General features: G+C 72.0%; 20 protein-coding genes. 9 read left to right on the top strand and 11 right to left on the bottom strand.

Translation table 11 applies throughout. The features are described from left to right. Positions 1-35 precede the first annotated feature (35 nt). The 7 genes from AB0K28_RS32170 to AB0K28_RS32140 are packed head-to-tail and all read left to right on the top strand — an operon-like array spanning position 36 to position 8,356. Complete coding sequence (locus AB0K28_RS32170) at positions 36-821, top strand: alpha/beta hydrolase (RefSeq protein WP_364377437.1); 786 nt, start codon at positions 36-38, stop codon at positions 819-821. Positions 822-836: 15 nt separating this feature from the next. Beyond that, positions 837-2,063 carry an L-2-hydroxyglutarate oxidase gene (gene lhgO / locus AB0K28_RS32165; protein WP_364377435.1) on the top strand — a complete coding sequence of 409 codons (1,227 nt, stop codon included), beginning with the start codon at positions 837-839 and terminating at the stop codon, positions 2,061-2,063. Positions 2,064-2,080: 17 nt separating this feature from the next. Beyond that, positions 2,081-2,773, top strand: coding sequence for a response regulator transcription factor (locus AB0K28_RS32160; protein ID WP_364377433.1), 693 nt, complete (start codon positions 2,081-2,083; stop codon positions 2,771-2,773). After that, a complete protein-coding gene (locus AB0K28_RS32155; protein ID WP_364377431.1) occupies positions 2,773-4,185 on the top strand; it encodes a HAMP domain-containing sensor histidine kinase in 1,413 nt (470 codons plus the stop codon). The genes AB0K28_RS32160 and AB0K28_RS32155 overlap by 1 nt, the downstream gene beginning before the upstream one ends. Positions 4,186-4,226: 41 nt before the next feature. Beyond that, positions 4,227-4,907 (top strand): response regulator transcription factor, encoded by a 681-nt coding sequence (locus AB0K28_RS32150; RefSeq protein ID WP_345391119.1) that lies wholly within the window; start codon positions 4,227-4,229, stop codon positions 4,905-4,907. 9 nt (positions 4,908-4,916) lie between these two features. Further along, a complete protein-coding gene (locus AB0K28_RS32145; RefSeq protein WP_364377429.1) occupies positions 4,917-6,716 on the top strand; it encodes an ABC transporter in 1,800 nt (599 codons plus the stop codon). After that, positions 6,713-8,356, top strand: coding sequence for a GTPase (locus tag AB0K28_RS32140; RefSeq protein ID WP_364377427.1), 1,644 nt, complete (start codon positions 6,713-6,715; stop codon positions 8,354-8,356). The genes AB0K28_RS32145 and AB0K28_RS32140 overlap by 4 nt, the downstream gene beginning before the upstream one ends. Here the strand turns inward: AB0K28_RS32140 and AB0K28_RS32135 are convergent. The 4 genes from AB0K28_RS32135 to tdh form a co-directional block, all read right to left on the bottom strand. Further along, positions 8,337-9,506 carry an MFS transporter gene (locus AB0K28_RS32135; RefSeq protein WP_364377425.1) on the bottom strand — a complete coding sequence of 390 codons (1,170 nt, stop codon included), beginning with the start codon at positions 9,504-9,506 and terminating at the stop codon, positions 8,337-8,339. The genes AB0K28_RS32140 and AB0K28_RS32135 overlap by 20 nt on opposite strands. Before the next feature lie 214 nt (positions 9,507-9,720). After that, positions 9,721-10,623, bottom strand: a complete 903-nt coding sequence (locus AB0K28_RS32130; RefSeq protein ID WP_364377423.1) for a LysR family transcriptional regulator — start codon at positions 10,621-10,623, stop codon at positions 9,721-9,723. Between the two features lie 61 nt (positions 10,624-10,684). Then, complete coding sequence (locus AB0K28_RS32125; RefSeq protein ID WP_364377421.1) at positions 10,685-11,860, bottom strand: glycine C-acetyltransferase; 1,176 nt, start codon at positions 11,858-11,860, stop codon at positions 10,685-10,687. Further along, a complete protein-coding gene (tdh, locus tag AB0K28_RS32120; protein WP_364377419.1) occupies positions 11,861-12,928 on the bottom strand; it encodes an L-threonine 3-dehydrogenase in 1,068 nt (355 codons plus the stop codon). 226 nt (positions 12,929-13,154) lie between these two features. Between tdh and AB0K28_RS32115 the strand changes: the two genes are divergently transcribed. Further along, positions 13,155-14,297 (top strand): ROK family transcriptional regulator, encoded by a 1,143-nt coding sequence (locus tag AB0K28_RS32115; RefSeq protein ID WP_364377417.1) that lies wholly within the window; start codon positions 13,155-13,157, stop codon positions 14,295-14,297. A gap of 103 nt (positions 14,298-14,400) precedes the next feature. After that, the gene (locus AB0K28_RS32110) at positions 14,401-15,591 is read left to right on the top strand and encodes a Gfo/Idh/MocA family oxidoreductase (RefSeq protein ID WP_364377415.1); all 1,191 of its coding nucleotides are present in this window, start codon (positions 14,401-14,403) and stop codon (positions 15,589-15,591) included. 44 nt (positions 15,592-15,635) lie between these two features. Here AB0K28_RS32110 and AB0K28_RS32105 read toward each other — a convergent pair whose 3' ends face one another. The 7 genes from AB0K28_RS32105 to AB0K28_RS32075 all read right to left on the bottom strand — a co-directional run bounded on the left by AB0K28_RS32105 (position 15,636) and on the right by AB0K28_RS32075 (position 22,200). Continuing rightward, on the bottom strand, positions 15,636-16,703 hold the full coding sequence (locus AB0K28_RS32105) for an SPFH domain-containing protein (RefSeq protein WP_364377413.1): 1,068 nt from the start codon (positions 16,701-16,703) through the stop codon (positions 15,636-15,638). Between the two features lie 3 nt (positions 16,704-16,706). Beyond that, on the bottom strand, positions 16,707-17,138 hold the full coding sequence (locus tag AB0K28_RS32100) for an NfeD family protein (RefSeq protein WP_364377411.1): 432 nt from the start codon (positions 17,136-17,138) through the stop codon (positions 16,707-16,709). Positions 17,139-17,211: 73 nt separating this feature from the next. Then, complete coding sequence (locus AB0K28_RS32095) at positions 17,212-18,381, bottom strand: Ig-like domain-containing protein (protein WP_364377409.1); 1,170 nt, start codon at positions 18,379-18,381, stop codon at positions 17,212-17,214. A gap of 73 nt (positions 18,382-18,454) precedes the next feature. Further along, on the bottom strand, positions 18,455-19,558 hold the full coding sequence (gene fahA, locus AB0K28_RS32090) for a fumarylacetoacetase (protein ID WP_364377407.1): 1,104 nt from the start codon (positions 19,556-19,558) through the stop codon (positions 18,455-18,457). Next, entirely contained in the window at positions 19,555-20,325 is a 771-nt protein-coding gene (locus AB0K28_RS32085; RefSeq protein WP_345391091.1) for a hypothetical protein, read from the bottom strand. The genes fahA and AB0K28_RS32085 overlap by 4 nt, the downstream gene beginning before the upstream one ends. After that, positions 20,322-21,491 (bottom strand): homogentisate 1,2-dioxygenase domain-containing protein, encoded by a 1,170-nt coding sequence (locus tag AB0K28_RS32080; RefSeq protein ID WP_364377404.1) that lies wholly within the window; start codon positions 21,489-21,491, stop codon positions 20,322-20,324. Before AB0K28_RS32080 ends, AB0K28_RS32085 begins: the two co-directional genes overlap by 4 nt. A 79-nt stretch (positions 21,492-21,570) precedes the next feature. Continuing rightward, entirely contained in the window at positions 21,571-22,200 is a 630-nt protein-coding gene (locus AB0K28_RS32075) for a helix-turn-helix domain-containing protein (protein ID WP_364377402.1), read from the bottom strand. Positions 22,201-22,225 lie beyond the last annotated feature (25 nt).

Raw genomic sequence — 22,225 nt, 5'->3', positions numbered from 1 at the left:
CGATTTCGGTCCACTTCGGTGGATAGCATCCCGGTATGCGGCTTCATGTACGGGAGTTCGACGGCCCCGCGGATCGTACCTTGCTGGTCATCCATGGTGGCCCCGACTGGGATCACAGTTACCTGGTGGAGCCGCTGAACAGGTTGGCCGGCGAGCATCGCCTGCTCTTCCCCGACCTGCGCGGGTGCGGCCGTTCTTCGGTCGCCGAGCCGCTCACTCCCGACGCGATGGTGGCCGATCTCGTCGAACTCATCGGCGCGTCACAGGTGGACGTGCTCGGCTTCTCCTATGGCGGTCTCATCGCGCAGCGGCTGGCCATTCAGGCTCCTGGCCTGGTCCGCCGCCTGATCGTCGCCTCCAGCAGCGTTCTGCCGGTGCCGGCGGACGCGTTCGAGGGATGGGAGGAGTACGAGCGCCGCAGCGCCGCTCACCCGTCGATCTGGGACACCTCGCCGCTGCGAGGGGCAGAGCTGACACGGGCCGAGGCGTTCGCGACCGCTCCGCTGGATGTCTGGCGGGAGGAGTCGCTCCCCGATTACCTCAAGCGACTGGAGCAGGTGACCTTCACCGGTAATTATCTGCGGGCCTGGCGGGAGGGCCGGTTTCCGTCGGCCCGCCATCCCGACGCCGTCGAGCGGTTGTCGGGGGTGCCGCTGTTCCTGCTGCACGGACGCCAGGACATGACGTTCCCGGCCTCGTTGGTGCCGTTGACGCCGTGCACGGATGCGGTCGTTCTGGAGGAGGCAGGGCACATGGCGCACATCGATCAGCCAGCGGCGTGGCTGGATGCGGTCAGGCGATTCCTGGCCGCTGCCACGTGATCCCCCGCGCCGGATATGGCGGGGACGGGCGGTAAGTCGGAAAATCGGCTTGTGACGGAGAAGATCGGAGTCGTGGGAGCGGGCATCGTCGGGCTGGCGGTGGCGCGCGAGCTGGCCGGCGCCAGGGGCGCCGAGGTGACCGTGCTGGAGAAGGAGGGCCACGTCGGCGCCCACCAGACCGGGCACAACAGCGGCGTCGTGCACGCGGGCATCTACTACCCGCCCGGCTCGCTCAAGGCGCGGCTCTGCCGGGAGGGCGTGGCGCTGCTCAAGGAGTACTGCGCCGCGCACGACCTGCCGTACCAGGAGGTCGGCAAGCTGGTGGTGGCGAGCACGCGCGCCGAGCGGCCGCTGCTCGCGGCCCTGGCCGAGCGGGCACGGGCGAACGGCGTGCCGGACATCGCCGAGCTGGACGGTCTCGCGCTGCGCGAGATCGAGCCGCACGCGGTCGGCGTCGGCGCGATCCACTCGCCGCACACCGCGATCTGCGACTTCCCCGCCGTCGCCCGCCGGCTCGCGCGGGACGTCGAGGAGCTGGGCGGGTCCGTACGCCTGGAGGCGCCGGTCAGGGCCATCAGGGAACGCGCCGGCAAGGTCGAGGTGATGGCCGGGCGGGAGCGGCTGGCCTTCGACCGGCTGGTGGTCTGCGGCGGCCTGGGCACCGACGCGGTGGCCCGGATGGCGGGCGCGCCGGGCGAGGTGCGGATCGTGCCGTTCAGGGGCGAGTACTACGCGCTCAAGGGCGCCGCGCAGGACCTGGTGCGCGGCCTCATCTATCCGGTGCCCGACCCGCGCTATCCGTTCCTGGGCGTGCATCTGACGCGGCGGATCGGCGGGGGCGTGCTGGTGGGGCCGAACGCGGTCTTGGCGCTCGCGTACGAAGGCTACAAGTGGCGAAATCTCGGCAATTTTCGGCAAATTCTGGGTTGGCCGGGCACGCTCCGCATGGCACGGACCCACTGGCGTACCGGCGTCAAAGAGGTCTACGGCTCCCTCGCCAAGGGCGCCTTCCTGGAGGCCGCGCGCCGCTACGTCCCCGAGCTCACCGCCGCCGACCTGGAAAGAGCGCAGGGCGGCGTCCGCGCCCAGGCCGTCGCGCGGGACGGCAGGCTCGTGGACGACTTCATCGTGGACGTGCACGGCCGCGTCGTCCTGGTCCGCAACGCGCCCTCACCCGCGGCCACGTCGAGCCTCGCGATCGCCCGGCACATCGCCGGAATTGTCCCAGCACTCGTCCGATGAGTGCATCCTTGGTACTGATGGAATCACGCCTGCTGATAGTCGAGGACGACCCCAACATCCTCGAGCTCCTCGCCGCGAGCCTGAGGTTCGCGGGTTTCGACGTGACCACGGCGAAGAGCGGCCACGACGCCGTCGCCGCCGTCCAACGACACCGCCCTGACCTCGTCGTGCTCGACGTCATGCTGCCCGACCTGGACGGTTTCGAGATCGTCAGGCGGATGCGCGGCGGCGGGCTGCACACGCCGGTGGTGTTCCTGACCGCGCGTGACGAGACCGAGGACAAGATCCGCGGGCTCACGATCGGCGGCGACGACTACGTCACCAAGCCGTTCAGCCTGGAGGAAGTGGTCGCGAGGATCCACGCCGTGCTGCGCCGGACGAGCGGGGACGCCCAGGCCGCGCCGCCCCGGCTGACGTTCGCCGACATCGAGCTGGACGAGGAGAGCCACGAGGTGTGGCGCGGCGGCACCGCCGTCGCGCTGTCGCCCACCGAGTTCAAGCTGCTGCGCTACTTCATGACGAACGCCGGCCGCGTCCTGTCCAAGCCGCAGATCCTCGACCACGTGTGGGACTACGACTTCCGCGGCGAGGTGGGCATCGTCGAGTCGTACGTGTCCGTGCTGCGCCGCAAGATCGACAACCGCAGCCCCCGGCTCATCCACACCCTGCGTGGCGTCGGATACGTCATGCGCCTGCCACCGAGCTGCTGATGCGCGGGCTGCCGCTGCGGATCAAGCTCATCGCGTCGATGCTGGCACTGCTCGGCATGGGCATGTTCTTCATCGGCCTGGTGAGCGTCTCCGTCCTGCACGGCTACCTGCTCGACCGGGTGGACAGCCAGCTCCACCTGCTCAGCGCGCGCATGGAGAAGAAGATCAGGAGCGACTGGCGCAAGGACAGGGAGACCGACGAGCGGCCGATCCTCATCGAGTCGGACGCGATCGCGCTGGTCAAGGAGCGCGGCGGCGCGTTCGTCCCGATGCTGACCGACCGCGACGTGGACGCCAAGCCGAAGCCCGTGCTGTCGGCCACGCCGGGCAGCGACCCCTACACCGCGCCCGCCGCGAGCGGTGACGGCGAGTGGCGGGTGCTGGAGACCGTGGGGCAGTGGCGCACGCTCGTCGTCGCGGTCGACCTCGAGGAGGTGGACGCCATCACCCGGCGGCTCGCCTTGATCGAGCTGCTGGGCGGCGGCGGGATCCTGCTCATCCTGGCCGTGGCCGGCGTCACGACCGTGCGGCACAGCATGCGGCCGCTGGGCCAGATCGAGCGTACGGCCGAGGCCATCGCGGGCGGCGAGCTGGGCCGCAGGGTGCCCGACCTCGACCCGCGTACGGAGGTCGGCGGCCTGGCCAGGTCGCTCAACGGCATGCTGGCCCAGATCGAGGCGGCGTTCGCCGCCAGGTCGGCGTCGGAGGAGGCGGCCCGCCGCTCCGAGGACCGCATGCGGCAGTTCGTCGGCGACGCCTCCCACGAGCTGCGCACCCCGCTGACCTCGATCCGCGGCTTCGCCGAGTACGCCAGGCAGAACCCCCAGGCCGACACCACCGAGCTGATGCAGCGTGTGGAGAAGGCCGCGGGGCGGATGAGCCTGCTGGTGGACGACCTGCTGCTGCTCGCCAGGGTGGACCAGCAGCGGCCGCTGCGGATGCAGCCGGTGGACATGCTGGCGCTGGCCGCGGACGCCGTACAGGATGCCAGGATCATCGCGCCCGACCGGGAGATCAAGCTCGACGTGGTCGGCGGCGCGGCGCTGATCGTCTCCGGCGACGAGGTGCGGCTGCGCCAGGTCATCAGCAACCTCGTCACCAACGCCATCGTGCACACCGAGCCGGGCTCGCCGGTCATCGTGCGGGCCGGCGGCACCAAGGACAAGGTGTTCGTCGAGGTCGTGGACAGCGGCCCAGGTCTGACCCCCGAGCAGCTCGAGCACGTCTTCGAGCGCTTCTACCGGGCCGACTCCGCCCGCTCGCGCCGCCGCTCCGCCGAGGACCGCGGCAGCGGGCTCGGCCTCGCCATCGTGCAGGCCCTCGTCGAGGCGCACGACGGCACGGTCACCGTGATCAGCTCGCCCGAGTCGGGCTCGACCTTCCGCGTCGAACTCCCACTCGCCTTGGAGTGAGCGTTCAGCAAACCCTCAGCATGCTGCGTCACTCTAAGTAGGTGACGAATGCCGAGGCGTTGATCATGGTCGTGGACGACGAGCCCAGCATCAGGGACCTGCTCGCCGCCAGCCTGCGCTTCTCCGGGTTCGAGGTGCTGACCGCCAGCGACGGCGAGGAGGCCGTCGAGGTCGCCGTACGCGCCTCACCCGACCTGGTGGTGCTCGACGTCATGCTGCCCGACCTCGACGGGTTCGAGGTGGCCAAGCGCATCGACGCGCCCGTGCTGTTCCTCACCGCCCGCGACGCCACCGAGGACAAGATCGCCGGGCTGCGGGTGGGCGACGACTACGTGACCAAGCCGTTCAGCCTGGAAGAGGTGCAGGCGCGCATCCGCGCCGTGCTGCGCCGCACGCGCGGCGACGCCGCGCCGGTCAGCAAGCTCAAGGTCGCCGACCTGGAGCTGGACGAGGACTCGCGCGAGGTGTGGCGGGCCGGCCGGCAGGTACGCCTGTCGCCGACCGAGTTCAAGCTGCTGCACTACTTCATGGTCAACGCCGGGCGGGTGGTGTCGAAGGCGCAGATCCTCGACCACGTCTGGAACTACGACTTCGGCGGCGACGCCGGGGTGGTCGAGTCGTACGTGTCGTATCTGCGGCGCAAGGTCGACGACGTCGAGCCGCGGCTCATCCACACACTGCGCAGCGTCGGGTACGTGCTTAGGGAGCCGCCTGCGGGTTAGCGTGCAGGCATGGACCTGCTCGGCGCGCTCGAGTCGCTGCGGCGGCCGCTGGACCGGGAGCTGTTCCCGCTGGCCGTCGGCGATGTCGTGGCCGAGCGGCGCGCGCTGCGCGACCTGACCGGGCAGCTCGACGACTATCTGCTGCCGCGGCTGCGCTCGATCGACGCGCCGCTGCTCGCCGTCGTCGGCGGCTCCACGGGGGCCGGCAAGTCCACGCTGGTCAACTCGCTGGTCGGGGCCGACGTCGCCGAGCCTGGCGTGCTGCGGCCGACCACGCTGGTGCCGACCCTCGTCGTCAGTCCGGCCGACCGCTCCTGGTTCATGGGCCAGAACGTGCTGCCCGGGCTGTCCCGCGTCACCGGCGACGGGCCGGGCGCGCTGCGCGTCGTCACCTCGCCCGCGCTCGGGGCCGGGCTGGCGCTGCTCGACGCGCCCGACATCGACTCCGTGGTGACCGCCAACCGGGAGCTGGCCGCCCAGCTGCTCGCCGCCGCCGACCTGTGGTTGTTCGTCACCACCGCCGCCCGGTACGCCGACGAGGTGCCGTGGAGCTTCCTGCGCTCGGCCCGCGAACGCAGCACCGCGCTCGCCGTCGTCCTCGACCGGGTGCCGCCAGAGGCGGTCGAGCCCGTCTCCCGCGACCTCGAACGGCTGCTGCGCGAGAACGGTCTTCAAGGCACCCGGCTGTTCACCGTGCCCGAGGCGGCGCTGCCCGACGAGAAGGCCCGGCTGCCCGCCGCCTCCGTCCGGCCCATCGCCGACTGGCTCACCGAGCTGGCCGCCGACGCCGCCCAGCGGTCCCTCGTCGTGCGGCAGACGCTCACCGGGGCGCTCGACAGCCTGGCCACCCGGGTGCCGGCGCTGGCCGCCGCCGTCGAACGCCAGCAGGGCGCCTTCGAGTCGCTGCGCGACATCGTCGAGGCGGCGTACGCGGGCGGCATGGCCGACTTCGACGCCGGCATGCGCGACGGGTCCCTGCTGCGGGGCGAGGTGCTGGCCCGGTGGCAGGACTTCATCGGCACCGGCGACCTCATGCGCTCCCTGGAGAGCCGCGTCGGGTGGCTGCGTGACCGGGTCGTCGGGTTCTTCACCGGGCGGGCGCCCGAGGTGCAGCTTCGCGACGCGCTGGAGAGCGGGGTCGAGGCGCTCATCAGGGGCTCTGCCGACGGCGCCGCCGAACGCGCCCTTGAGGGCTGGTCGGCCGCGCCCGGCGGTCCAGGGCTGCTCGAACGGCTCGGCGCCGTCGAGTCCGCGCGCCTCGGCCGGGCCTCCGCCGACCTCGCGCAGCGGGCCGAGGCGGCGGTGCGGGGGTGGCAGGCGTACGTGCTGGACCTCGTCCGCGAGGAGGGCGCCGAACGGCGGACCGCCGCTCGCGTGGCGTCCTTCAGCGTGAACGGGGCCGGGCTCCTGCTCATGCTGGCCGTCTTCGCCTCCACCGGCGGGCTCACCGGGATCGAGGTGGGGATCGCGGGCGGCACGAGCGTGCTGTCCCAGAAGATCCTGGAGGCCGTCTTCGGCGACCAGGCCGTACGCACGCTCACCGCCCGTGCCCGCGAGGACCTCCGTGACCGCGTACGCGAGCTGCTGGCCGACGAGGCCGACCGCTTCCTCAACCTGCTGAACGCGGTCGAGCCGCCCCGTGACACCGCCGACGAGCTGCGCGCCGCCGCCCGCCGCATCCACGAGCACCGCAGGGAGCTTCCGACCGCCGAACTCCCCACGCTGGGAGAGGGCCCGCCTGGAGGTGGGTCGTCCGCTGACGAGGAGGGGCGTGGGCGGCCCGGCTCTGGACGGGAGGAGGGGGCGTGAAGGTGTTGCGGCGTAAGGAGGGGCCGTCGCTGGACGTCCGGCTGGCCGCTCTCGTCGAAGCCACCGAGCTGGGGGCGGGGCGGCTGCCTGATGAGGTCGTGGCGGCGGCTCGGGAGGTGGCCGGGCGGGCCGGGGCGCGGCGGGAGCTGTCGCTTGAGCACACCGTGGTCGCCCTGGCCGGCGCCACCGGCAGCGGCAAGTCCTCGCTCTACAACGCCCTCGCAGGACGGCAGCTCGCGGACGTCGGCGTCACCAGGCCCACGACCTCGACCGCCCAGGCCGCCCTGTGGGACGGCGACGGCGCGGGCCCGCTCCTCGACTGGCTGGAGGTGCCGCACCGCCACCCGGCGGGCGAGACCGGCGACCTGGCCGGGCTCGTCCTGCTCGACCTGCCCGACCACGACTCCATCCGCCTGTCCCACCGCCTGGAGGTGGACCGGCTGGTACGCCAGGTGGACGTGCTGGTGTGGGTGGTGGACCCGCAGAAGTACGCCGACGCCGCACTGCACGAGCGCTACCTGCGCCCGCTGGCCGGGCACCGCGACGTGACGGTGGTGGTGCTCAACCAGGTGGACCGGCTGCCGCCCGCCGCCGTCGACCGCTGTCTCGACGACCTGCGCCGCCTCCTGGACGGCGACGGCCTCACCGGCGTCCCGGTGCTCGCGGTCTCGGCCAGGACCGGCCAGGGCCTCGACGGCCTGCGCGGTCTGCTGGCCGAGCGCGTCGCGGACCGCCGCTCGTGGTCGGCCCGCCTCTCCGCCGACGTGACGACCGCCGCCGGCCACCTCGCCACCGATCCGCAAGCCACCGATCCGCAAGCCACCGGTGAGCCGTCCGCGACCGAGCGGAAGGGGATGGGCAAGCGGCCAGGTGGGGCGGAGCGAGGGCTGACCGAGGCGTTGTGCGTGGCGGCCGGGGTGCCGGTGATCGTGGAGGCGGTGGCCAGGGGGCATCGGCATCGGGCCGTGGTGGCGACCGGGTGGCCGGTGACGCGGTGGCTGAGGAGGTTCAGGCCCGATCCGCTGCGCAGGTTGCGCATCGAGGCGGGCAGGGGGAAGGACGTCGTCGGGCGGACGTCGGTGCCGGCCGCGTCCGGGGCGCAGCGGGCCCGGGTCGAGACCGCGATCAGGGACGTCGGCGAGGCGGCGGCCAACGGCCTGCCCGGCCCTTGGGCGGCGGCCGTGCGGCAGGCGGCGCGGTCGCGGGCCGGCGAGCTGACGGACGCCGTGGACCGGGTGGTGGCCACGACCTCGGCGGGCGCGACCAGGCGGCCACGGTGGTGGCGGGCGGTGAACGTCCTGCAGTGGCTGGTCTTCGGGGCCCTGCTGGCGGGGGCGCTGTGGCTGGGCGTGCTGTTCGCGATGGACTACCTGCGGCTGCCGCAGCCGCCGCTCCCGACCGCCGGCGAGGTGCCGTGGCCGACGGTGCTGCTGCTGGGCGGGGCGGTGACGGGCGTGCTCATCGCGCTGGCGTCGCGGCTGGCGGCCTGGCTGGGCGGCCGGCGCAGGGCCAGGCGTACGGCGAGGGCACTGCGTACGGCCATCGCGCAGGTCGGCCGCGAGATGGTGCTGGAGCCCGCGGAAGCGGAACTGGCCACCTACGCCCGCTTCACCGAAGCCGTCACCGTGGCCCGCGGTTGATCAGGGTCGCGGCGAGGGCGGCGGCCAGCAGGGCGAAGACGGCGGCGGCGGGGAAGGGGGCCGAGGGGCCTAACCGTTCGCCCGCCACGCCGGCCGCCGCCGAACCCAGCGCGCCGCCGATGCCGATCGCTGTGGACACCCAGCCGAACGCCTCGCCCTGGGCGGCCGGCGCGTACTCGTCCACCAGGAGGGACGACGTCGTGAGGGACGGATTCAGCGCCAGCCCGCCCGCGAACAGCGCCGCCCAGAACACCGCCAGCGGCCCCGCCAGCGCCAGCGGCGCGAGAACGAGCCCGAGCACGAGCAGCAGCGAGGCGAGCCGCACCGGGACGCGCGAGCGCCAGACGCGGGCCCCGTACGCGGCGGCGCCCGCGATGCCGCCCAGCGACAGGGCGGCCACGAGCAGCCCGGTCGCGGCCGGTACGTCGCGGGCGGCGGCCAGCGCGGGCACGCCCACCTGCAGCGCCCCCACGACGGCCCCGAGCAGCGTGGTCACGGCCAGCAGCATGAGCATCCGCCGGTCGGTGAACACCCGCCCCCGCTGCCGGACGGCTGCGACATGCCCGGTACGCAGCGCGCGGGCGAAGGCCAGCGTCCCCGCCCCGGCCGCCCCCGCGACCACGCCCAGCGCCAGCGACGACGACGCCACCGCGATCAGCAGCCCGAACACCAGCGGCCCGACCATCATGGCCGTCTCCTGGACGAGGTAGACGAGGCTGTAGGCGGCCGTCCGCCCCTCGGCGGCCATCCTGGCGCCCCAGGCTATGCGCATGCTGACCGAGATCGGCGGCAGGCCGATGCCCGCCGTCCAGGCGAGCAGGGGCAGCGGCCACCACGGCCGGCCGGCGCGGGCGCAGGCGAGCAGCGCCAGCAGCGCCGCCACGTGCAGGACCGCCGTGCCGGCCAGCACCGGGCCGGCGCCGCGCCGGTCCATCAGCCGCCCCTGCACCGGACGTCCCATGCCCGCTCCCACCCCGAACGCCGCCGCCGTCGCTCCCGCGAAGGCCAGCGAGCCGGTGGCCTGCTGCGTCACCAGCACGATGCCGACCGGCGCGACCTGCTGGGTGAGCTGCGCCAGGAACCCGAGCACGGCCTGCGCCGCGACTCCGGGCAGGCCGAGCAGTTTCCGGTAGGAAAGGTCGCCCGTCATGGGCGCAGGCTACCTCTCGAAGATCACGCGATCGGGCAGCCGTACGCGCGCAGCGACTTGTCGTTCTGGCGGGTGATGTCCTCCTTCGCCATGGGCTCCTCGGAGACCGAGAGGGTGGCCACACCGGTCTCGGTGAGATAGCCGCCGTCACGTGCCAGTCGCCGGGTACGGACGGACGCTCGGCGCCGCCGTCGTCGGATATGGGCGGAGTGTTTCAGCCCGTTCCGAGAGATTCGGCCACCTCGCGGAGCGCGGCGAGGAGCGGACGCAGGAGGGGATGGGCGTCGGAGCCCCGGCGTACGGCGGCGAAAACCCGGCGCTCCGGCCCCGGCGTGTGGCGCACGACGACCCCCCGCAGCGCCATGTCGCGCAGCGCCAGCCGGGGCACCAGCGCCACCCCGGCACCGGCCCCGACCAGGGCGACCACGGCGCGGAAGTCGTCGGAGCAGTGGACGAAGTCGGGCGTGAAGCCGGCCTGCTGGCAGGCGAACGTGATCACGTCGTGCACCGGGTTGCCCGGGTAGGGGCCGATCCAGGTCTCGGAGGCCAGCGAGACGAGGGCCGCCGAGCCGGCCAGCGGGTGGTCGTCGGGGAGCACCAGGTCGAACGGCTCGGCGTACAGGGGGTGGCGGGACAGGCGGCGGTCGGTGGCGTCGGGGCCGCCCCGATATTCCACCGCGATGGTCAGGTCAACCCGCTCGTCGAGCAGGATCGCCAGGCCCTGGTCGCCCTCGGCGTCGTGGACGCGGACCCGCACACCGGGCGCGGTGGCGCGCAGCACGGCGAGCGCGGGGGAGAGCACGGCGCTGATGGCGGTGGCGAAGCAGGCCACGGTGACCTCGCCGGCCTCGCCCGTCGTGTACGCCGCCACCTCCGCCTCGGCCCGTTCGAGCTGGGCCAGCACCTCGTTGGCGTGCGACAGCATGATCTTGCCGACGGCGGTGAGGTGCACGCCGCGCCCGTCGCGGTTGAGCAGGCGGTGGCCCACTTCGTGCTCCAGCGCGGCGAGCTGCTGGGACACGGCGGAGGGCGTCAGGTGCAGCGCGGCCGCGGCGGCGGTGACCGTGCCGTGGTCGGCCACCGCCCGCAGCGTACGCAGTCGCCGCGTGTCAATCACGCAGCGAGAATACGCGCATCGACGGCCCTCACGAGCCCCGGGCGGCCCCTCGGGGCCCGGGTCAGGCGGCTGTGCGGGCCTGGGTGAACGCCTCGATCGCGCGCTCCACGTCCTCCGTGGAGTGCGCGGCGGACAGCTGGACGCGGATCCGCGCCTTGCCGTGCGGCACGACCGGGTAGGAGAAGCCGATCACGTAGATGCCCAGGTCGAGCAGGCGCTCGGCCATGGCGGCGGCCTCGGCGGCGTCACCGATCATGACGGGCACGATCGGGTGGTCGCCCGGCAGGATGTCGAACCCGGCCTTCGTCATCCCCTCGCGGAAGCGCGCGGTGTTGGCGCGCAGCCGCTCGCGGGCGTCGCTGGAGGTCTCCAGCAGGTCGAGGATGCGCAGCGAGGCCGAGGCGATGACGGGCGCCAGCGAGTTGGAGAACAGGTACGGCCTGGACCGCTGCCGCAGCAGGTCGCAGATCTCCTTGCGGGCCGCGACGTAACCGCCGCTGGCCCCGCCGAGCGCCTTGCCCAGGGTGCCGGTGATGATGTCGATGCGGTCGGTCACGCCGTGCAGCTCGGGAGTGCCGCGCCCGGTGGGGCCGACGAAGCCGACGGCGTGGGAGTCGTCGACCATGACCATGGCGTCGTAGCGGTCGGCCAGGTCGCAGATCTCGCGCAGCGGCGCGACGTAGCCGTCCATGGAGAACACGCCGTCGGTCACGATGAGCCGCCGCCGCGCCTCCGACGCCTCCTTGAGCCGGGACTCCAGCTCGGCCATGTCGCGGTTGGCGTAGCGGAAGCGCTGGGCCTTGGACAGGCGGATGCCGTCGATGATGCTGGCGTGGTTGAGCGCGTCGGAGATCACCGCGTCCTGGGCGTCGAGCAGGGTCTCGAACACGCCGCCGTTGGCGTCGAAGCAGGAGCTGTAGAGGACGGTGTCCTCCATGCCGAGGAAGTCCGACAGGCGCGACTCCAGCTCCTTGTGCACCTCCTGGGTGCCGCAGATGAACCGTACGGAGGCCATGCCGAAGCCCCAGCGGTCGAGCGCCTCCTTGGCCGCATCGACCACCACCGGGTCGTCGGCGAGGCCCAGGTAGTTGTTGGCGCAGAAGTTGAGCACCTCGCGCCCGGCCACGCCGACCTGGGAGCTCTGCGGGGTGGAGATGACGCGCTCGGGCTTGAGCAGCCCGGCCTCGGTGATCTCGTCGAGCGTCGCACGCAGCTGCTCGCGCACGTTGGTGAACATTCAGGCGCTCCTGTTCGTGGTCGGGGCGGTGCCGCCGGCGTCCTCGCTCCAGTCGAGGATCACCTTCCCGGTACGGCCGCTCGCCGCCGTCTCGAAGGCGGCGTCGAAGTCCTGGTACGGGAACCGGTCGGTGATCACCGGGCTGAGGTCGAGCCCCTTCTCCAGCAGGACGGACATGTTGTACCAGGTCTCGTACATCTCCCGGCCGTAGACCCCCTTGATGGTGAGCATGGAGGTCACCACCGTCGACCAGTCCACGGCGAACTCCTCGGCGGGCAGCCCCAGCATGGCGATCCGGCCGCCGTGGGTCATGCTCGCGATCATGTCGCGCACGGCCACGGGGTTGCCGGACATCTCCAGGCCCACGTCGAAGCCCTCGCGCAGGTGGAGCTGGCGCATGCCCTCGGCGATGGAGGAGCGGGCGACGTTCACGGCGAGGGAGACGCCGAGCTTGCCGGCCAGGTCGAGCCGCTCGTCGCTGACATCGGTGATCATCACGTTGCGCGCGCCGACGTGGGTGGCCACGGCCGCCGCCATGAGGCCGATCGGGCCGGCGCCGGTGATCAGCACGTCCTCGCCGACGAGGGGGAAGGAGAGGGCGGTGTGCACGGCGTTGCCGAAGGGGTCGAAGATGGCGGCGATGTCCGGGTGGACGGGGTTGCGGTGGACCCAGACGTTGGTGGCGGGCAGGGTGACGTACTCGGCGAAGGCGCCGTCCCTGTTGACGCCGAGCCCGACGGTGTTGCGGCACAGGTGCCGGCGCCCCGCCATGCAGTTGCGGCACTTGCCGCAGACGAGGTGGCCCTCACCGCTGACGAGGTCGCCGACGGCGATGTCCTCGACGCCGGGCGCGACCTCGACGACGTGGCCGCTGAACTCGTGGCCCACGATGAGCGGCAGCTCCAGCGTGTGCCGCGCCCAATCATCAAATTTCCGGATATGCAGGTCCGTGCCGCAGATCCCGGTACGCAGGACCCGGATCTTCACCTCACCGGGCCCCAGCTCCGGCTCCGGCACGTCCACCAGCCACAGGCCAGGCTCGGCCTGGTTCTTGACCAGCGCTTTCATGACGTCGCTCCCCCTGTCACAACCTACTGACGAGCCCCGGCCCCGTCACCCCACCGCCCCGGGCGGGGCCGGCGAGCGGGCCGGACATGACGCGTCGCAACGCACTGTGCCGCTTCGGCTCGGGACGTGTCCATCGAGGAGTTCTTAAGTGCCCCCACAGCTCCGCTTCACGCGACCTCAGCACCTGGCAGAATTAGCCAACCGACTTGAGATAACCGGAGGACGGATGCGGCAGCAGAGCGGCGACGCCTCCCTCCTGCGCAGGCTCAACTCGGCGGCGATCCTGCGCGTCCTGCGCGAGAGCGGCGCGGCCACGGTGTCCGAGCTGGCGGGTGCGGCCCGGGTGTCCAGGCCCACGGCCGAGGTCATCGTCGACGACCTGGTGGCCGGCGGCTGGGCGGAGGAGTGCGGCGAGGAGCCCGGCGACCGCAGGCGGGGGCGGCCCGCGCGGCGCTTCAGGTTCAGGGCCGCGGCAGGTCACGTGGTGGGGGTGGGCATCGGGTCGTCCTGGCTGCGCGCGATGGTGAGCGACCTCGACGGCACGGTGGTGGCCGCCCGGCGCCTGCGCCACCACGCCTCGATGCCCGCCGCCGACCGGCTCGACGCCGTCGCGGGCCTGGTCGAGGCGGTGGCGGCCGAGGCGGGGCTGCCGGTGTCCGGCCTGGCGGCGGTGGGCGTCGGCACCACGGGCACGGTCGACGGCGCCGGCCGGGTCGTCAAGAGCGTCGCGCTGGCCGGCTGGACGGGCCTCGACCTGCGCGGCGAGCTGGCCCACAGGCTGCCCGCCCCCGTGCTGGTCGAGAACGACATGCGGCTCGCGGTGCTGGCCGAGCACTGGCGCGGGCAGGCGCGCGGCCACGACGACGTGGTCTACCTGTTCACCGGCAGCAGGCTCGGCCTCGGCCTGCTCATCGGCGGCCGGCCGCACCGGGGCGCCCACACGGCCTCGGGCGAGATCGGCCGCCAGTCGGGCGACCACTGGCTGGCCCACCGGCACGTCATCGACTACGCGCTGGCCGCCGAGCCGGGGGAGATGCGCTCGCAGCGCGAGGCCGCCGAGTTCGCCGTCGAGCGGGCGCGGGCCGGTGACGAGCGGGCGCTGGCGGCCGTCCGCGCGTTCGCCCGTCACCTCGGCGACGGCCTGCTCACCGTGGTCAACCCGCTCGACCCCGAGCTGGTGGTGATCGGCGGCAGCCTGTCGAAGGCCGCTGACCTGCTGCTCGAGCCGATCGCGGAGCGGTTCGCGGACGTCTGCCTCTGCCCGCCGCCGGTGGTGGCCTCGACGCTGGGCAACGAGTGCGTGGTGCTGGGCGCGGTCAGGTGGGCACTCGATCACGCCGAGCGGCGCCTGTTTACGCTGCCCGCTTGACTATCGATTGCGTGATGTCGCGCGTTCGAGCCATGTATTGACCTTTTTCGGGAGATCATGCCAGATTAAAGCAAGCAACTTGCTTAATGCGGGGAGGACGTCAGTGGAAGACCTGCGCATCGGAGTCATCGGGCTCGGCCTGCGGACCAGCATCGCCCTCGCCGCCGACCGGCCCAGCGAGGGGACGGGCGAGGGAGCCGTGGTGACCGCCCTGTGCGACGCCGACCCCGCCGTGCTCAAGCGGCAGTCCGCGAAGTTCCCCGCGGCCGCCTTCCGCACCCAGGACCACCGCGAGCTGCTCGACCGCCCCGACCTCGACGCGATCGTGGTCAACACCCCCGACGACACGCACGAGCGGCTCGCCGTCGACGTCCTGCGCGCCGGCAAGGCCCTCTACCTGGAAAAGCCCATGGCCATCACGGTCGAGGGCTGCGACGCCATCCTGCGCACCGCCCGCGAGACCGGCACCAAGCTGTACGTCGGCCACAACATGCGCCACATGGGCGTCGTCCGGCTGATGCGCGACATCATCGCCAAGGGCGTCATCGGCGAGCCCAAGACCGTCTGGGTGCGCCACTTCGTCGGCTACGGCACCGAGTTCTACTACAAGGACTGGCACGCCGACCGCACCCGTACGACGGGCCTGCTGCTGCAGAAGGCCACCCACGACCTCGACGTCATCCACTGGCTGGCCGGCGGCTACACCACCCGCGTCAACGCGCTCGGCGACCTGCTGCTCCACGACGAGCTGCCCCGCCGCGCCCCCGGCACGCTCCGGCCGGACGGCGAGTGGCTGCTGGCCGACGACTGGCCGCCCACCGCCCGCAAGGACCTCAACCCGGTCGTGGACGTCGAGGACGTCTCGGTCATGAACATGCGGCTCGACAACGGCGTCATCGCCGCCTACCAGCAGTGCCACTTCACGCCCGACTACGTGCGCAACTACACGGTCATCGGCACCGAGGGCCGCCTGGAGAACTTCGGCGACGGGCCGGGCGCCACGGTCAAGGTCTGGAACACCGGGCCGACGGGGTACCGGGACGACTGCGACATCGCGTACAAGGTGCCGGAGGCGCAGGGCACGCACGGCGGCGCGGACGTGCAGATCATGTCGGAGTTCATCAGGTTCGCGCGCGAGGGCGGGGTGACCGACACCTCGCCGGTGGCGGCCAGGATGAGCGTCGCGGCCGGTTACCTCGCCACGATGTCGTTGCGCGACGGCGGCCGGCCGTACGACGTGCCGCCGCTCGACCCGGACCTGGCGGCGTACTTCGACGGCGGCCAGCAGGCATGAGAACGCCGCCCGCCGCAGCGGCGGGCGGCGTGTGTCGTGGCCGGTCAGCGGTGCTCGGCCTCGGTGGGCTTCTTGTCGAGGCCGGGGAACGGGGACGGCTCATCGGCGGCCTGGGTGAGCTGGCGCGGCCCGTTGGCCTCCTGGGCGTCGGCGACCGCCTCGGCCGCCGCCTCCGCCGCCTTGGCGACCTCCTCGTCCGCGGCGGAGGACTCGGGCAGGTCCTCCCTGGTCGCGGTGCGGGGCAGCGCCTCGGTGAACGCCTTGGAGACGCCCTGCAGCGCCGAGGTGACCTCGCTGGGGATCACCCAGAACGTGTTGCCGTCGCCCTGCGCGAGCTGCGGCAGCACCTGGAGATACTGGTACGCGAGCAGCTTGGGGTCGGGGTCGTTGCGGTGGACGGCCTGGAAGACCTGGTCGATGGCCCGCGACTGACCCTCGGCCTCCAGGATCGCGGCGGTGCGCTGGCCTTCGGCGCGCAGGATGCGGCTCTGCTTGTCACCTTCGGCGGTGAGGATCTGCGACTGCCGCTGGCCCTCGGCGTTGAGGATCGCGGCCCGCTTGTCGCGCTCGGCCCGCATCTGCTTCTCCATCGCGTCCTTGATGGTCTTCGGCGGGTCGATGGCCTTGATCTCGACGCGGTTGACGCGGATGCCCCACTTGCCGGTGGCCTCGTCGAGCACGCCGCGCAGCTGGCTGTTGATGGTGTCGCGGGAGGTGAGCGTCTTCTCCAGGTCCATCGAGCCGACGACGTTGCGCAGCGTGGTGACCGTGAGCTGCTCGACCGCCTGGATGTAGTTGGCGATCTCGTACGCCGCCGCCCGCGGGTCGGTGACCTGGAAGTACAGCACGGTGTCGATCTCGACGACCAGGTTGTCCTCGGTGATGACCGGCTGGGGGCGGAAGGAGACGACCTGCTCACGCAGGTCGATCATGGGGTAGACGCGGTCGATGTACGGGATGACGAAGTTGAGACCTGGCTTGAGCGTGCGGTGATAGCGGCCGAGCCGCTCGACGTTGCGCGCCCTGGCCTGCGGGATGATGCGCACGGCCTTGAGCATCGTGATCACCGCGAACAGGATGATGAAGATTCCGACCAGCAACAGCGGGTCCATGGATCACTCCCGGGGATATACGAGGGCGGTGGCCCCCTCGATCTCGATGACGTCGACGGTCGCCCCTGCGGGAATCACCAGGGTCTCGTCGTAGGCGCGCGCCGACCATTCCTCGCCCCCGATGCGCACGCGACCGTCTCTGCCCGTCACCTCGGCGACGACGTAGGCGGGCTTTCCGACGAGTGCTTCCACGCCGAAACGCTGCAACGGCGGATGTTTGATATAGCGCATCGCGATCGGCTTGAGCACCAGCAAGCCGGCGGTGGACGTCACGGCGAAGAGGAGTAACTGCAGGGGAACGGGCAATCCGACGGCCGCGCCGGCAGCGGTGAGCAGCGCGGCGACGCCGAGCAGACCGAGGGACGCCGTCAAAGTGAAGATTTCGGCAACACCGAGGACGATCGCCAGGATTACCCAGATGATCCATTCGTCCATGTCCGGCCCTCCTCAAGGTATAACGGGCCTGCACTCTTATCTGGTTCCCCCACTGTCTACGGTAATCCTGATATCAACCACTCGGCACCATGGCGGCCGTGGTGTCCTTCCTCGGTAGTGCGCTGCCCTGGCGCCATTTCTCCCACGGGAGTTGCCAGAAACCCCATCCGTTGTGCCATTCGAGCGGCCGGTCGGTGCCGGTGATGAGCACCGGGTCGCCGCGCAGTGAGGTGGCGTAGAACCAGGCCGCCTGGTCGGGGCGGGCGTTGACGCAGCCGTGGCTGACGTTGACCCGGCCCTGGGCCCACACGTTGTCCTTGGCGTGGACGTATTCGCCGCTGTCGGAGATGCGGACGGCGTGGTCGATCATCAGGTCGTAGTAGCCGGGGTCGCCCTCCTCACGGCCGGGGGAGATCATGCGGACCGGGTTGCCCTTGTCCATGGTCAGGTGCCAGCCGCTGGTCGTGGTGTATTCGACGGTGGTGGCCATGCCGGCGCTGATGGCCATGCGCTGGGCCACCCGCCCGTCGCGGGTGACGACCATCTGGTGGGTCCTGGTGTCGATGGTGCTGGTCTGCCTGCGGCCGACGGTGAAGGCGAAGGTGGTGTCGGTGGCGCCGTAGAGGCCGTCGCCCGCGCGTACGCCGGCCAGGTGGGCGGTGACCGTGACCTGCTGCCTGGGCGTCCAGAAGCGGCGGGGACGGTAGGCCACCCGAGTGTCGCCGAGCCAGCGCCACGCACCCTCGACGGGCGTGGAGGCGCGCACTTCGAGCGCTTCTTCGACGGCGGCGCGGTCGCTGACCGGGGTGTCGAAGTCGATGATGATCGGCATGCCGACGCCGACGGTCTCGCCGGGCAGCGGCGTGATGCGGGCCACCTGGAACGTCGTGTCGACGGCGCGGGTGCGGACGCGGCCCATGGCGACGGTGGCGGGCGCGCCCTCACGGGTGGCGGTGGCGGTGACCGTGTATTCGGTGGCGGGCTTGAGCGTCCAGTCGGTGCGCCACGTCGTACGCGACCCGTCGAGCCGCCCCGGCACCGGCTCGCCGGCCTGGTAGACGAGCACCTGGCTGAGCGTGCCGCCCTGGGCCCTGACGACCAGGCCGCGGTCGGGCCGCGCCCGCTTGGTGTCGAACGGCGGCCAGACCCGCACGACGGGTGGCGCGGAAGGCGTGGCCGCGGTGACGGACGTGCAGCCGCAGACCAGGAGGAAGGCGACACAGAACATCGCGGCACGACGCATGTGACTCCTGCTTTCCGAGGGAGAGGGAGCTCCCAGGGTAGCGGTGAGTCACTGTGCAAGCACGTCGAGTCACTTATCCGACAGTTCCGGAAACCTCCCCCAAGGTCACCCCGCCGGCGGCGGCCCTGATCGTGACCGTGTCGCCGTCCTGGAGGAACGCACGCGTCTCGCCGCCCCGCAGCTTGATCGGGTCGGTTCCGTTCCAGGTCAGCTCCATGAGCGAGCCCCGCTGGTCGCGCTCGGGGCCGGAGATCGTGCCGCTGGCGAACAGGTCGCCCGTCCGCAGCGTGGCCCCGTTCACCGTCATGTGCGCGAGCATCTGGTCGGGCGTCCAGTACATCCCCGCGTAGGGCGGCCGGGAGATCACCTCGCCGTTGAGCAGCACCTCCAGGGTGATGTCCAGCCCCCAGTCCGCCTGGCGGCGCAGGTAGGGGGCGGGCTCGGGGTCCTGGGCCCGCCCGGGGACGCGCGGCAGCGCCTCCAGCGGCGTCACCCAGGGCGAGATCGACGTGGCGAACGACTTGGCCAGGAAGGGACCCAGCGGGACGTACTCCCACGCCTGGATGTCACGCGCGCTCCAGTCGTTGACCAGCGTCACCCCGAACACGTGCTCGTCGAACGACCCCGCCGGCTCGCCTGGCACGGTCGGCACGCCGACCACGAACCCCAGCTCCGCCTCGATGTCGAGCTTCTCGCACGGCCCGAACCTGCCGGGGCCGAGCTGCCCGCTCGGCCGCCTGACCGGCGTGCCCGACACCACCACCGTGCCCGCCCTGCCGTGGTAGCCGACCGGCAGGTGCCGCCAGTTGGGCTGCAGCGGCTCCTGGCCGGGGCGGAAGATCTGGCCGATGGCGCTCGCGTGCTCGATCGAGCAGTAGAAGTCGACGTAGTCGGCCACCTCGAACGGCAGGTGCAGGCGCACCTGGTCGAGCGGGATCAGGTGGGCCTCGGTGACGGACAGGTCGGTGGTCAGCTTGTTGCGGATCAGCTCCCTGGTGGCGTGCCAGGCCGCGCGGCCCCGCGCCATGAACGGGTTGAGCGAGGGCGCCGCGAACACCTCGTCGTGCAGCGCGGGAGCCAGGTCGAGCACCTTGTCGCCGTACCTGACGCCGACCCTGGGCCGCTCTCCCGGGCAGGAGAAGACCCCGTAGGGCAGGTTGTCCACACCCCAGCTCACCGATCCTCCTCCTCGATCAGTCCGAGCGCGCACAGGTCGTCGAGCGGCGCGGTGGTGTTGCAGGAGCCGTAGCTGACCAGCAGCCGCCTGGCGCGGGCGGCCGTCTCGTCGGACACCGCGTGGGCCATCTGCACGAGGCGGCCGACGTCGGTGGAGCGCAGCACGGGCGTCGGGTCGCGGCCCTCGACGGCCTCGCAGACGGCCAGCAGCAGGTTGAGGAAGCCGTGGCGGTCGACGCCGAGCGAGGGGTCGAAGTGGCGTACGGCGTGGTGCAGCCCGGCCGTCGCCTTGAACGGGATGCCGTTGTCCGCGCACGACTTGATGAACTGCGCGAGGTGCTCGACCGGCGGGAAGTCCTCGGCCGCCGCGCCGCCGCAGCGCACCTTGAGCCCGGTGCCGGGTGGCAGGTCACCTGCGGTCTTGTGCGCGGGCACCTCGGCGAACAGCCGCACGCCTTCCGGCAGCCCGAGCCGGTCGGCCAGCGCCTCGATCGTGCTGTCGGGCGGCAGCTTCGTCTCGACGAAGTCCACCGGCAGGTCGCCGAAGTCGGGCAGGTCGGCGGTGTCGGCGATGAGCCCGATGCGGCGCGGCCGGTAGTCGGCGCCGCGCAGCCGGTCGAGCCGGCTGGCCGGGCAGAGGAAACGGTGGGTGAGCACGTCGCTGCCGTGCTCAAGGTCGCGCCGGTTGCGGGCCAGCGCCTCGGTCATGTGCAGGGACGACGGCGGGAACAGTCCGGCGTCGTCGACGAGTGCGGCGTAGAGCTTCATCGTGCCCAGGTCCAGGCGTATCCGGGGTCCTCGCAGGACAGAGCGCCCTGTCCGAGGTCGAGCGGGCGGAACGTGTCGACCATGACGGCCATCTCGCTCGTCACGGTGACGCCACGCGAGACGGCGTCGATCACCGCCTCCACGGCGCCGGGCTGCGGCCCATGGGTGAACCCGGCGGGATGCAGCGAGATCGACCCGACGTCGATGCCGGAGCCGGCCCGCGCGGAGTAGTCGCCGCCCACGTAGAACATGAACTCGTCGGAGTCCACGTTGTGATGGTTGTACGGGATCGGAACCGCCTCCGGGTGATAGTCGAGCGGCCGGGGACAGAACGAGCACACCACGAACCCGGGCCCCTCGAAGGTCTGGTGCACGGGCGGTGGCGCGTGCGTCTTCTTCACGATCGGCTCGAAGTCCTCGATGTTGAACGCGTACGGGTAGAGGTAGCCGTCCCAGCCGACCACGTCGAACGGGTGGTGGCGGTAGACCAGCCTGGTCAGCCCGCCCCGCGTGCGGACCAGCACCGGCACCTCCTCGCCCGAGACGATGTGCGGCTCGGTGGGCGCGCGCAGGTCGCGCTCGCAGTAGGGGGCGTGCTCAAGGAACTGGCCGTACTGCGACAGGTAGCGCTTGGGCGGCCTGATGTGCCCGGACGCCTCGATGGCCAGCACGTTGACCTGCCCGTCGGGCACCCAGCGGTGGATGGTGCCGGTCGGGACGATCACGTAGTCGCCCTCGCCGGCCTCGATCACGCCGTACGTGGACTCGAAGCGGACCCGTCCCCGCTGCACGTACACGCATTCGTCGCCCATGGAGTTGCGGTAGAGCTCGCTCGGCCGGTCGCTGGTGGCGTACGACAACCGGACGTCGGCGTTGCCCGCCAGCATCATGCGCCCGGTGACGAGGTCGCCCGCACTGGCCAGCTCCTGAGTGCGGAAGTGGCGGGGCGAGAGCGGCAGGTTGGGCCGCAGTGTCGGCTCCAGGGCCGGGGTGACGGCGTCGGCCTTGACGATGGCGGTCGGCAGGTGGCGGTGGTAGAGCAGGGAGGAGTCGGACGAGAAGCCCTCCTCGCCCATCAGCTCTTCGGCGTAGAGGCCGCCGTCCGGCCGTCTGAACTGCACGTGCCGTTTTCGCGGCACCTCTCCCACAACGCGGTAGTACGGCATTCACCCCTCCACTGCTGTCCGATTATCGGACGGAAGTGTCCTCTATCTGGAACCACCGTCCGCCATGGGCCTGGAGAAGTCAACTCAACTCAGCAGCCAGCTCGGCGGCGGCCGCAACCACGCGCGGTCCCGTGGACTCCTCCAGCGGCCCGAACGTCACCACCCCCACCGACGCCTCCAGCCACGGCAGCCCGGTGACCGGCGCGGCGACGCCACGCGCCCCTTCCTGCAACTGCCCCTCCGTGACGAAGTAGTCGTGCCTGCCCTGGCGCAGCGCCAGGATGGCCTGCCCCGCCGCGCTTCTGCCCAGCGGATGGCGCGAGCCCTCCCGGTAGGCCACGTGCATGTCGGTCCACGACGGCTCCACGACCGCCACGGCCAGGCCGTCGTCGCCCTCGGCCACGGTCAGGTGCGCGGTCGCGCCCACCTGCTCGGCCAGCCGCCGCAGCGTGGGCGTGGCCGCCGCGCGCAGCAGCGGCTGCACGGCCTGGGCCAGCGCCAGCACCCCGAATCCGAGGTGCACCCGGCCCTCGGCGTCCCTGCGCACGAAGCCCTCGCCCTGCAGCGTCGTCAGCAGGCGGTAGACGACGGGCCTGCTCAGCGACAGCTCGCCGCTCAGCTCGGTCGGCGTGCGCCCGCCCTTCCCGTCGGCGAGCAGGCGCAGCAGGCGGAGCCCGCGTTCGAGGGTCTGAGCGGATTCTGCGGCCATACGACCGATTATCCAGTGGTGACGC

This window comes from Nonomuraea sp. NPDC049504, assembly GCF_040676845.1.
GTDB lineage: Bacteria > Actinomycetota > Actinomycetes > Streptosporangiales > Streptosporangiaceae > Nonomuraea > Nonomuraea salmonea.
This window is presented reverse-complemented; position numbering and strand designations above follow the sequence as displayed.

Excerpts from the sequence above, each read along its gene's own strand:
- AB0K28_RS32100 (WP_364377411.1), bottom strand. The coding sequence starts at position 17,138 with ATGGACGAATGGATCATCTGGGTAATCCTGGCGATCGTCCTCGGTGTT.
- AB0K28_RS32075 (WP_364377402.1), bottom strand. The coding sequence starts at position 22,200 with ATGGCCGCAGAATCCGCTCAGACCCTCGAACGCGGGCTCCGCCTGCTG.
- AB0K28_RS32155 (WP_364377431.1), top strand. The coding sequence starts at position 2,773 with ATGCGCGGGCTGCCGCTGCGGATCAAGCTCATCGCGTCGATGCTGGCA.
- AB0K28_RS32170 (WP_364377437.1), top strand. The coding sequence starts at position 36 with ATGCGGCTTCATGTACGGGAGTTCGACGGCCCCGCGGATCGTACCTTG.
- tdh (WP_364377419.1), bottom strand. The coding sequence starts at position 12,928 with ATGAAAGCGCTGGTCAAGAACCAGGCCGAGCCTGGCCTGTGGCTGGTG.
- AB0K28_RS32105 (WP_364377413.1), bottom strand. The coding sequence starts at position 16,703 with ATGGACCCGCTGTTGCTGGTCGGAATCTTCATCATCCTGTTCGCGGTG.
- AB0K28_RS32125 (WP_364377421.1), bottom strand. The coding sequence starts at position 11,860 with ATGTTCACCAACGTGCGCGAGCAGCTGCGTGCGACGCTCGACGAGATC.
- AB0K28_RS32085 (WP_345391091.1), bottom strand. The coding sequence starts at position 20,325 with ATGAAGCTCTACGCCGCACTCGTCGACGACGCCGGACTGTTCCCGCCG.
- lhgO (WP_364377435.1), top strand. The coding sequence starts at position 837 with ATGGCGGGGACGGGCGGTAAGTCGGAAAATCGGCTTGTGACGGAGAAG.
- AB0K28_RS32160 (WP_364377433.1), top strand. The coding sequence starts at position 2,081 with ATGGAATCACGCCTGCTGATAGTCGAGGACGACCCCAACATCCTCGAG.
- AB0K28_RS32080 (WP_364377404.1), bottom strand. The coding sequence starts at position 21,491 with ATGCCGTACTACCGCGTTGTGGGAGAGGTGCCGCGAAAACGGCACGTG.
- AB0K28_RS32095 (WP_364377409.1), bottom strand. The coding sequence starts at position 18,381 with ATGCGTCGTGCCGCGATGTTCTGTGTCGCCTTCCTCCTGGTCTGCGGC.
- AB0K28_RS32115 (WP_364377417.1), top strand. The coding sequence starts at position 13,155 with ATGCGGCAGCAGAGCGGCGACGCCTCCCTCCTGCGCAGGCTCAACTCG.
- AB0K28_RS32135 (WP_364377425.1), bottom strand. The coding sequence starts at position 9,506 with ATGACGGGCGACCTTTCCTACCGGAAACTGCTCGGCCTGCCCGGAGTC.
- AB0K28_RS32145 (WP_364377429.1), top strand. The coding sequence starts at position 4,917 with ATGGACCTGCTCGGCGCGCTCGAGTCGCTGCGGCGGCCGCTGGACCGG.